Raw genomic sequence first — 9,425 nt, 5'->3', positions numbered from 1 at the left:
GCACCCCCTCTACGCGGCCGCGAACTGGCTCGCGGTGGTGAATCCGTCGACTGCCACCGAAGCGAGGGTTCGCGAGTTGTTGCGCGAGGCCCACGACCGGGCACGCACCCGATCCGAGCGACGCGCGGCCGAATAGCCAGACTCGGCAGTCGCTCTTGGTTTGCTGGTGACATGGTTGCGACGGCCCGGTCGCATGGTCGCGGTTTATTCCCTCCGGCGCGGTACCTTTCAGATACCAACGAAAGGGGAGGTCATGTCAGTACATCTCCGGCCTGTGCGTTCGCTGTCCAGCGCCAGGCTCGGACCCGTCGAATTGATCACCGGCGGATTGCTGTCGACAGCGGCGGCGCTGACGATGGTCGGCCCCCTGATCGCCGCGCTGCTGATCCGCCGCAGCGGCGCGGACCGAACCCACCCCAGCGCCCCCCTGATCCTGCTGACCCTCGCCATCGCCCTCGCGATCATCGTCGCCCTCACCATGTTCGCCATCGCTCGTCGTCGCCGACGTTCCGGTTCGTCCTAGCGACCTGCGGAAACCGGTGGGGCGTAACCGGATCGGTTATCCTGGTGGCGATCAGGGAGGCTGCTCATGCCCATCAAGTTCCGTCAGCGCAAATCCTTCGGACCGCTGAAGTTCAACTTCACCCAAGCGGGCCTGTCGTCCTGGGGGATCAAGATCGGCCCCTGGTCCTGGAACTCCCGCACCCGCAAGAACAGCGTCGACCTCCCGGGCCCCCTGAGCTGGCGCCAACGCTGATCGGGCACCGCCCGCGTTGCTGGTGTGCCCACAGGCCGAAAGCCGCCGCTCGGCCGGTATTACCGCCCGCCGCAACGTCGTCCACGCAAGGCGCGCGGAGGTCGACGGCTGGGTGCAGTCGGCATCGGGTCGCAACGCATCTCACCTCGTCAGTTCGGCGCGAAGGCGATCGAATGCTCGGTGTGTAGGGGCACGGTCGAGGAACGCGGTGATCTGGGCCGAGCAGTTCTCGACAGTGCCGGTGCAGGTGTCGAGTTCCAGGTCGTAGGTCCGGTGGGCGTGAACCGAATGGATCTGGCCGGCCGCGGTGCCGACGCGGCGATCGCCCCGTCGCTGTTCTCGGCGTTGTAGTTCGTCGAGTGAACAGTGCACGCCGACGAAGACGACGTCGATGCCGCGCATGACCGTCAGACAGTCGCGCAGCCGCCACGGCTCGCTCAGGACGTGGTCCATGACGATGTCGTTGCCCGCCGAAGCCATCGCGGCGACGGCGCGGTGGAACCCCGCTCGGGTCCGTCGCAGGACGTCGGCGAGTTCGGCTGGATCCAGCTCATGGGTCCGCGATTCCGACCGCATCGCGCCGATCATGTCGACGCCCATGTGAAAGAAGGGCCGTTCGAGGTCGGCCAGCAACTGCCGCGCGATGCTCGACTTGCCCGAACTCGATACCCCATTGAGAAGAACGACTTGACCGGGCCGTTCCATACGACCCCATGAAACCGGCATCCGTCCAGCCAAGCAGAACGGGACAGGAAACTGGCGATTTCGTCGGCCTTGCGCCGGTTATGCCCTCCGAACGCTCGTGTCGGTTTCGTCCAAGACAGGGTGGGGGAGCGTTCCCTAGGCTGGCCGCAGGCAGTTTCCGACGCTCGTATTCAGGAGGATTGTGATGGCACGCGAACTGGTTTACACGGGATTCATGTCGCTCGACGGCGTGGTGGACTCGCCCGGTGGGAAGGTCGAGGGGCATCGCAGTGGCGGGTGGGTGATGGAGACCGAGTTCGTGCCGGAGGCGTATTCGCTCAAGGGTGAGGAACTCGCCGATACCACCGCGCTGATGTTCGGCCGCCGTAGCTACGAGGCGTTCGCCCCGATCTGGCGCGATTCCGAGGATCACGCCGCCTACAAGGAGCTGCCCAAATATGTTGTCTCCTCCTCGCTCACCGACGACGCGCTGATCGAGGGCTGGGGCGAGATCACCATTCTGCGCTCGACCGAGGACATCGAAAAGCTGAAGCAGACCGACGGCGGCCCGATCTACATCCACGGCAGTGCCGAACTGGCACAGCGACTTTCGGACGCCGACCTGATCGATCGATACAATCTGCTCGTGTTCCCGGTGCTGCTCGGCGCGGGCAAGAGCCTGTTCGGCCGGGCCGACCGGCCCAAACAGCAGCTGCGCCTGCGCGACTCGGCAACATACTCCAACGGCGTCGCCAAGATGGTCTACGACGTGGTGCGCTGAGTGAGGTCCAGCGCGATCGCACCACTGGCACCCTCGCGCAGCTGCCCCGCCGTCCGGCCGACGAAGCGGCGCAGCGCGCGGGCGAGGTGGGGCTCGTCGTAATAGCCGAGCTTGTCGATGACATCGCCCGGCGCCTCGCCCGCGCTCAGCAGCACCGCCGCGGTGCGGGCCCGCTCGATCTGACGGACCGCGCCCTGGGTGAGGCCCGTCGCCGCCCGGAAGCGACGCTCGAGCGTGCGCTCGGTGATCGCGGGTGTCAGACCACGCAGCGTGTCGGCGACCAGGGCATCGCGGACCACGACGCCCTGGCCGACCAGCCGCTCGACCAGCGCTTCCGCGTCGTCGACGCGCGGTGTTTCCCATCGGTCGCCGTCCAGCCAGAACCCGCGTGCGGTCACATCGGGCAGGACGATCCCACTGTCGACCAGGGTTGTCGCGGTCACCGCGCGCAGCGAGGTGCCGACGGCGAACTGGATGCCGACGAAGTCGGCCCCCTCGGGAACGGGTGCGGTGCTGGTGGCGACTTCCGGCCCGGTGACCGCCGCGAACGGCACACCCTGCTGCTCCCAGAACACCAATCCCCAGGTCTCGGTCGCCACGGATGTCATCTCCGCGACCTGCTCACTGCGGCAGGTCCACACCGACTCCACCCAGGGCGAGTCCGATAATCGGGTCTCGAACACCAATCCCACCATCGCGATCCTAATCGCGCGGGTTGCCGGATTAAGGTGAAGTCGGCCTGGTCGGTGAGTTCTATGGGAGCGGCAGGCAGGAGCTTCCGGTATTCAGACCGCGCCCTACGACCTCGACCGTGATGTAGTCCGTGGAGGTGTACTGCCCGGGCTTGAACTGCTGGGCGACAAGGTTTTGACGACCGGTGTACTCGGGTGTCCAGTCGAACGTCGCGGTGCCGTTCTCCGGATGGTAGACGGCGACCCCGAGCTGCTTGCCGTTCCCTGGCACCGAACCACCGCTGATGCCGATGGTCACCTCGCCGGCCTCGGAAACCGGTGCGTCGACACCGACGGTGACCGTGTAAGCGCAGCCGGTGCGCAGGCCCTCGGCAGGCTGCTCCACGCTCACTCCGGTCACTGCCGCGGTCGCATTCGGTGCGGCGGTCAGCATGGCGGGCACGGCGCCGAGCATCACAGCGATGCCGAATCGGCGAATCGGAAGATTCATGGGATTTCCCTTCTGCGCGTGGTTCAACATTCGCATGATCAGGCCGGCCGCAGTGGGCCGATGAAGGTACCCGCGTGGGTGGCGGCGTCTTGACGGACGACGCTGCCGACCTGCGGCCACGGCACCTGCAACTGGGTGGTGGTGTCGGGCGGGGTCAGGACGATCGTGGTGGGTGTCCAGCCTTCGGGTCCGTCCGAGAGATAAGTGAGTTCGCTGCTCACGGCCGCGCCGGGGGCAACCGTCACGGGGGCGAAACCGGTTTCCTGGCGTGGCAGCGAGTAGTTCGGCCCGTAGGCCGGATGGTCGGGCCCGGCCAGGTCGACGCCCGGGTAGCCCTGGACCAGGCAGCTCTGCTGGGACGTGTTGGTGAGCACGATCCGCAGGGTGTTCTGCTGGGTCGAGGGCGCTGAGTCGTGCTGGGTGGTCGCGGTCAACATCTCGGCCGAACAGATCGGCAGCTGTGCGGAACTGACGGCCGGGATCATGAACATCGCCGGAACTGCCACTGCCACAACCGCTATCGCTCGCTTCGTTCTCACCGTGAAGTTTCCTTTCGTGCAGATTTCGATTCGGGACGTGGGTAGATCGAGACGTCGAGCTTGTCCGTTAACCTCGCTAACGATGTTCCCCGTACACGGTGCGGATAACCCGGGGGTGTGACTCGGTCATGCACCGAATCCGCCGTCACCCGAGTGTGTCAGCGACGTGCGGATAGCGACGATGCGGACCGGACCTCGCCGATCTCGCCGACGTGCTCGCGCCGTGACTCGGCCGGCGCGCGAACGCCGAGTCGATACCGCGGGGTGAGTGCGTTGCCGTACCGCAGTGGGATGTCGAGGGGTGTTCGGCATCGATAGGTTCCCGGTGATGCGAAAGGGGAACGATGCGATACACGATCCTGGCCGCGGTGCTCGCGCTGGTCTCGACGGTCTGCGGGTGCGACGCCGAACCCCGCGCGGACACTTTGCGACGCGACGTCGAGGCGATCGCGGCGCTGGGAACTACGGGAGTGCAGGCCAGGGTCGTGGGCGTCGGGACCGATCAGGCCGCGGTAGCGGGTCACTCGAATACTTCTGTCCTGGCGGCGGTTTCGCCAGAGGGATACTTCCGGATCGGAAGCTTGACCAAGACGATGGTCGCCACCGTGGTCCTGATGCTGGTCGGTGAACGTCGTCTCTCGCTCGATGACACCGTTCAGCACTGGCTGCCGGATATGGTGCGCGGCAACGGAAATGACGGTGCGGAAATCACAGTTCGGCACCTTCTCCAGCACACCAGCGGTATTCACGAGAGCCCGCCCGAAATGGCCACTGCCGAGGACTATTACCGGCTCCGCTATCAGGTGCGCGATCCGCGCGACACGGTGGCGGCCGCCATGCGGCACGCACCCGATTTCGCGCCGGGTGCGGGGTGGTCGTACTCCAACGTCGGCTATGTCCTGCTCGGCCTGATCATCGAGCAGGTGGCAAACCGGCCCTGGTACGACGAGATCTCCGCACGGATCCTCGAACCACTCGGACTGCGTGACACCCGCTGGCCCGGCGACGCACCGACGTTGCCCGACCCGCACGCGAACGGGTATCAGCAATTCGAGGTCGACGGTCCGCTGATCGATGTCACCGAACTGGTGGACGCCGACGCCTCCGCCGGCTACGTCTCCACCACCGCCGATGTCGGCACCTTCTACCGAAGTCTGCTCGGCGGAAAACTGCTGCGACCCGAAGAGCTGGCCCAGATGCGGACCACGGTGCCGGTCGAGGGCGTCACCGGGCTGGTCTGGCCCGGCGCGAGCTACGGCCTCGGCCTGTTCGCGGTGCCCCTGTCGTGCGGCGGCACGTATTGGATGCACAACGGCGGTCAGACGGGATTTCTCACCAACGCCGGAGTGACCGATGACGGTGGCCGAAGCGCCGTGGTCTCACTGTCTGCCACGCTCGCTGTCGGTGAGGATGTCACGCAGAGCAAGGGATTCGCGCAACTGCGGACGGTCGGCGAGCTGGTGGACCACGCGCTCTGCGAGAAATAGACCGGCGGCCTTCGGGCCGATTATCCGGCCGGGCAGGGCACCGGGCGAGGGTGTTGTGGATCGAGGGCGTTGAGCAGGTAGGCGGCTGCGCGGGGATCGGCGACGATGCCGAGGTGATCGGCCCTGTCTTGCGAACAGCCTTCTTGCAGAACGATATTCGTCACCCCGTCACCGGGCAGCAGGCCGGACGTATAGGGCAGGACGACCTGGTCGTGGATGGTGACGATATTGGTGTAGCTGATGCCGGGGACATACATGCCGTCGGAATGCAGGTCGACCATCAGTGGCGAACCTGTCTGGGCTTCCTTCCCGGAGGGCTGGGCGGCCAACGCCGCTTCGAGGGCTGGGCCGACACCGAGCTGGGCGGCGTATTCGCGGGCGGTGGCCAACTGATCGCCGAAGGTGCCACTCCATACCGGAGCCAAGGAGACGTAGTTCTCGATCAGGGACGCACCCCCGAATCGTTTCGCGTAATAGTTCGGCAGCAGCGTGCCCAGGGAATGGCCGACGATATCGACCTTCTCGGCGCCGGTCGCGGCCTGTACCCGCTCGATGAAACCGCCGATGGTGCGCGCGTTCTGCTCCGGGGTGCCGGTCATCCCGCCGAGCGCCGAAACCGGCCATGGCAGGTCGAGAGCGCCGTAGGTCAGCGCGAAGACGCAGTAGCCTTCGTTCACCAGCAGCGGAACGATGGTGCCCCAATTGGTTTGGGCGCCGGCGCCGGCTCCGCCGTGCACCATCACCACCGGATTCGGGTGTGCCGCACCGGGTTTACAGTCCCAGTCATTGCTGCCGGGCAGCGAGCCGCCGGGATGAGCCAGCTCGGCACGAATGCCACTCCACGTGCTGTATTCCACCGGTAGTTCCGCCTGCGCGGGCCCGGCGCCCACACCCACCGTCACTGCTGCCGCGCACAGCAACGACCTGATTCGCCATCTCGACATGATGAAGCCCCCAATAGAACGTGTTTCAATTCTGCCCTTCCGGGGTGACTTTAGCGTGGAATCAGCTCTGGAGGTCCCGGTGCGACACAACGGATCATGCCTGGGGTTTGCCCCGGCACAGCTCGGTGTTCGGTATGTCGTCCGAAACCCAGTTCTTCCATTTCTCGTCGCTGGGATTGGAGGTGAGTTTGTCGCAGAGCGCGTCCCACCACGCGGCGGGCGCCGGAAGCTGCCATATCCCACCGCCCACGAACGGAGGCTTGCCGTCCAAGGAGACCCCCTGGGCAATAATGAAAACGCGACGACCGTCCTTGCTGAATTCGAGCAGCGGGGTTTGGCCGACCGGGGCGGTGACGATCGGTTGTCCGATCTGACCTCCGGTGTAGGCGTCCCAGAACCGCAGCGTGCGGTCTGTCGAGGCGGAGACGAGGTACCTGCCGTCGGGGCTGTAACCGACGGAATCGATGGGATCGTCGTGGCCTGTGAAGGGCTCGCCGACGGCGTCACCGCTTTCGGCGTCCCATTGGCGGATCGTCTCGTCGTCTGCGACCGCGATGCGCCGGCCGTCATGGCTGAGCGTCATGCTCGCGAAGAAGTGGCTCTCCATTGCCTTACCGACCGGTTGCCTTGTGGTGGTATCCCAGATGCGGACGGAATCGCTGCTGAGGGAATACAGCCGACGGCCGTCCTGGCTGAATGCGATTTTGTGCACGACATATTTGTGACCTGTCAGGGGATCGCCGATCTGCCGCCCCTCGGCCCAGTCCCAGAGTCGAACCGTATTGTCACTGCCTCCCGTTGCGAGTGTCTTCCCGTCCGGGCTGAACTCCACTGTGTTCAACGTGTCGTTGTGCCCCTTCATCGGCGCGCCACGCTGGCGCCCATTCGCTACATCCACGACTCGGATATCGTTGTCCCGGCCCACCACCGCGAGCCAGCGTTCGTCCGGGCTGAACGAGATCTGGGTGCCTCCTCGGAGTGCCTCGGACACGATCACGTCCCCGATCTGTTCACCGGTGTCGACGTCCAGCCGTCGCAGTACGTCATCACGAAGGACCAGAATTCGCGGACGATCCGTGTGGCTGTCCACCCCCTGCCTGGTATCCACCGACGCCGGCCCGATCGCCCTGCTGCCTCCTACCCTGGTGGTCAACGCCGCAGCGGGATCAGCGTGAATTACTTGGCCGGTATCGTCGGCCACTGCGACGATCCGGTCGCCGTCACGGGTGAAGGCGACGTACCGGACGGCCGCATTGAGTCCGAGCGGATTGCCTACCGGCTGACCGGTCTTCGAGTCCCACAGTCGTACGGTCTTGTCGCTGCCCCCTGTGACGATCCGGCCACCGTCCGGACTGAATGCCACCGATTGGACGTTGCCGAAATTGCCCGTCACCGGGTTCCCGACTGCGGCGCCGGTATCGGCGTTCCAGATCCGCAACGGTGTGCCCGCGCCCAGCAATGTACCGAGGCCGATGGTGTTACCGCCGGCGGCGATGAAGTGTCCATCGGGACTGAAGCTCAGACTCCGTATCGCTTCGCTGCGGCTGATGCGCGGGTCGCCGGCAGCTACCGTTTCGCCGAGTGCCGCGCCGCTGCGCGCATCCCAGAGCTTTACCGTCTTCTCGGTACCTGCTGAAGCCAGGCGATTCCCATCGGGGCTGAACGCCAGCGCCAGCACCTGTGTGACGCGCGCACCCAGCGATGGCCCTATCTTGCGCCCGGTCCGGGCATCCCACAGACCTGCGTGATCGCCCCAGCTTGCGGCGACCCGGTTACCGTCCGGGCTGACGGCAGCGGCTCGCAGTGAGTTCTTGCCGCCCGTCACCGGTGGCCCGATCGGCTTGCCCGTGGCTGAGTCCCATACTCGAATGATGTCGTCGCGGTGACTCAACGCGAGATACCGCCCGTCCGGGCTTGTCGCCACGACCGTGCCGTCGGCAGCGAGCGGCTCTCCGAGCGGCTTCGCCGTCTCCGTGTCCACCAGCTTGATTCCGGACGGTGTGTGCGTGGCAATCCGCCGACCGTCGGCGCTGAGCACACCACCTTGTGCAACCAGGTCGATGACCTTGTGCAAGCGCGCCTCGTTCCGCAACGTCGTTCCCAGCGCGCCGAGGTCGGGATCGGTCGAGATCTGCTGCGCTGCAAGCAATTTGTCGAGCGCCTCCAATTTGCCGCCGGGCCGGTCGCCGGCCAGCATCGCCTGCGCCTGCGAGGTCAGGCGCCCGGCGAAAATCTCTCTGCTTCGAGCAGCGGCATCATCGCGGGCGATGTCGGCCGATCGCCAATTGATCGCGGCCAAGACAGCGAGCACGACGGATACGACGCACACCATTGCCAGGACAGTTGACAGCCGCCTGAGTCGCCGTCCGGCCCGCCGCTCGTCGTCGAGTTCGGCCTCACGCCGGGCGGCAGCGTCGAGCAGGGCTCGCTTCTCCCTTTCCGCATGGGCCGCCTGCGCCGCGCGCACTTCCTCCGCGCGTCGCCGGTCGCGGTGGTCGCGTACGACGCCCGTGAGCACATCGTGGGTCAGTTCGATCCGCTGCGCGCCGTGGTATTCCTCGAGCCGCACCAGGCGCGAGCCGATCAGCCGAGCGAGTTCGTCGTCGGTCAGCCGTGACGGCACCGCGTCCTCACGGGCGTAGCTGTCGCGGAAACCCTTCTCGGTGATCAGTTCCGACTCGATGAACTCCGCGACTCGCGGTGACAGATCACGCACGCACGACGCGTAGTAGTTCGACAGAATGTCGCGCTTGGCATCCTCGACCAGCTGCTCGTCGAAGTGCGCCCGCCCACGACGCTTGCGCTCTTCGTTGAGCTCGCGGCAGAACAGGCTCAGCAGCGCGGGCTCCACGTCTGAGGCCGCGAGGTTGTCATCGATGTCGACCCACGAGGTATCCCGGCCGAGGTGAAGGTCCTCGCCGGCGATGATGCTCACCACTCGATGCGCGAGAGCATCGGTGATCAGATGCTCGGCCGGGTTGTGGACCGCCTCGAACGCCGCATCGGTGCGGAAGGGAAGCAGCCGCATCCGTGACCGTCCCAGCGCGGGAA

Annotated in this window: 11 protein-coding genes; 5 read left to right on the top strand and 6 right to left on the bottom strand. The window is 66.0% G+C overall.

From position 1 onward, the window contains the following. The 3 genes from ACFWF3_RS12940 to ACFWF3_RS12930 form a co-directional block, all read left to right on the top strand. A partial coding sequence (locus ACFWF3_RS12940) for a DUF6194 family protein (protein ID WP_379313838.1) occupies positions 1 to 136 on the top strand: 136 nt, incomplete at its 5' end. 117 nt (positions 137 to 253) lie between these two features. Further along, positions 254 to 523: a hypothetical protein gene (locus tag ACFWF3_RS12935; RefSeq protein WP_379313837.1), complete on the top strand. Its 270-nt coding sequence runs from the start codon at positions 254 to 256 to the stop codon at positions 521 to 523. A 66-nt stretch (positions 524 to 589) separates the two neighbouring features. Then, entirely contained in the window at positions 590 to 757 is a 168-nt protein-coding gene (locus ACFWF3_RS12930) for a DUF4236 domain-containing protein (protein ID WP_082843603.1), read from the top strand. 141 nt (positions 758 to 898) lie between these two features. Here ACFWF3_RS12930 and ACFWF3_RS12925 read toward each other — a convergent pair whose 3' ends face one another. Further along, positions 899 to 1,462, bottom strand: a complete 564-nt coding sequence (locus ACFWF3_RS12925) for a chloramphenicol phosphotransferase CPT family protein (protein ID WP_379313836.1) — start codon at positions 1,460 to 1,462, stop codon at positions 899 to 901. Between the two features lie 184 nt (positions 1,463 to 1,646). Here ACFWF3_RS12925 and ACFWF3_RS12920 point away from each other — a divergent pair, with 184 nt between their 5' ends. Then, on the top strand, positions 1,647 to 2,222 hold the full coding sequence (locus ACFWF3_RS12920) for a dihydrofolate reductase family protein (protein WP_378990454.1): 576 nt from the start codon (positions 1,647 to 1,649) through the stop codon (positions 2,220 to 2,222). On the opposite strand, the gene ACFWF3_RS12915 is transcribed toward ACFWF3_RS12920, so the two are convergent. The 3 genes from ACFWF3_RS12915 to ACFWF3_RS12905 form a co-directional block, all read right to left on the bottom strand. Then, the gene (locus ACFWF3_RS12915; protein ID WP_379313835.1) at positions 2,204 to 2,830 is read right to left on the bottom strand and encodes a helix-turn-helix domain-containing protein; all 627 of its coding nucleotides are present in this window, start codon (positions 2,828 to 2,830) and stop codon (positions 2,204 to 2,206) included. The two genes, ACFWF3_RS12920 and ACFWF3_RS12915, sit on opposite strands and share 19 nt — an antisense overlap. A gap of 145 nt (positions 2,831 to 2,975) precedes the next feature. After that, positions 2,976 to 3,404 carry a hypothetical protein gene (locus tag ACFWF3_RS12910; protein WP_378990452.1) on the bottom strand — a complete coding sequence of 143 codons (429 nt, stop codon included), beginning with the start codon at positions 3,402 to 3,404 and terminating at the stop codon, positions 2,976 to 2,978. A 38-nt stretch (positions 3,405 to 3,442) separates the two neighbouring features. After that, the gene (locus ACFWF3_RS12905) at positions 3,443 to 3,910 is read right to left on the bottom strand and encodes a DUF4232 domain-containing protein (protein WP_379313834.1); all 468 of its coding nucleotides are present in this window, start codon (positions 3,908 to 3,910) and stop codon (positions 3,443 to 3,445) included. Positions 3,911 to 4,287: 377 nt separating this feature from the next. Here ACFWF3_RS12905 and ACFWF3_RS12900 point away from each other — a divergent pair, with 377 nt between their 5' ends. Beyond that, positions 4,288 to 5,430, top strand: a complete 1,143-nt coding sequence (locus tag ACFWF3_RS12900; protein WP_379313833.1) for a serine hydrolase domain-containing protein — start codon at positions 4,288 to 4,290, stop codon at positions 5,428 to 5,430. Between the two features lie 20 nt (positions 5,431 to 5,450). On the opposite strand, the gene ACFWF3_RS12895 is transcribed toward ACFWF3_RS12900, so the two are convergent. Together ACFWF3_RS12895 and ACFWF3_RS12890 are read right to left on the bottom strand one after the other, a co-directional pair. Beyond that, on the bottom strand, positions 5,451 to 6,374 hold the full coding sequence (locus tag ACFWF3_RS12895; RefSeq protein WP_379313832.1) for an esterase/lipase family protein: 924 nt from the start codon (positions 6,372 to 6,374) through the stop codon (positions 5,451 to 5,453). Between the two features lie 94 nt (positions 6,375 to 6,468). After that, entirely contained in the window at positions 6,469 to 9,402 is a 2,934-nt protein-coding gene (locus ACFWF3_RS12890) for a hypothetical protein (protein ID WP_379313831.1), read from the bottom strand. Positions 9,403 to 9,425 lie beyond the last annotated feature (23 nt).

Origin of the sequence: Nocardia sp. NPDC060220, assembly GCF_042727815.1 — a bacterium.
Lineage (GTDB): Bacteria > Actinomycetota > Actinomycetes > Mycobacteriales > Mycobacteriaceae > Nocardia.
Note: the sequence above shows the minus strand (reverse complement) of the source record. Positions and strands in the feature narration are given on the sequence as shown.

Excerpts from the sequence above, each read along its gene's own strand:
- ACFWF3_RS12935 (WP_379313837.1), top strand. The coding sequence starts at position 254 with ATGTCAGTACATCTCCGGCCTGTGCGTTCGCTGTCCAGCGCCAGGCTC.
- ACFWF3_RS12930 (WP_082843603.1), top strand. The coding sequence starts at position 590 with ATGCCCATCAAGTTCCGTCAGCGCAAATCCTTCGGACCGCTGAAGTTC.
- ACFWF3_RS12925 (WP_379313836.1), bottom strand. The coding sequence starts at position 1,462 with ATGGAACGGCCCGGTCAAGTCGTTCTTCTCAATGGGGTATCGAGTTCG.
- ACFWF3_RS12920 (WP_378990454.1), top strand. The coding sequence starts at position 1,647 with ATGGCACGCGAACTGGTTTACACGGGATTCATGTCGCTCGACGGCGTG.
- ACFWF3_RS12915 (WP_379313835.1), bottom strand. The coding sequence starts at position 2,830 with ATGACATCCGTGGCGACCGAGACCTGGGGATTGGTGTTCTGGGAGCAG.
- ACFWF3_RS12910 (WP_378990452.1), bottom strand. The coding sequence starts at position 3,404 with ATGAATCTTCCGATTCGCCGATTCGGCATCGCTGTGATGCTCGGCGCC.
- ACFWF3_RS12900 (WP_379313833.1), top strand. The coding sequence starts at position 4,288 with ATGCGATACACGATCCTGGCCGCGGTGCTCGCGCTGGTCTCGACGGTC.
- ACFWF3_RS12895 (WP_379313832.1), bottom strand. The coding sequence starts at position 6,374 with ATGTCGAGATGGCGAATCAGGTCGTTGCTGTGCGCGGCAGCAGTGACG.
- ACFWF3_RS12890 (WP_379313831.1), bottom strand. The coding sequence starts at position 9,402 with ATGCGGCTGCTTCCCTTCCGCACCGATGCGGCGTTCGAGGCGGTCCAC.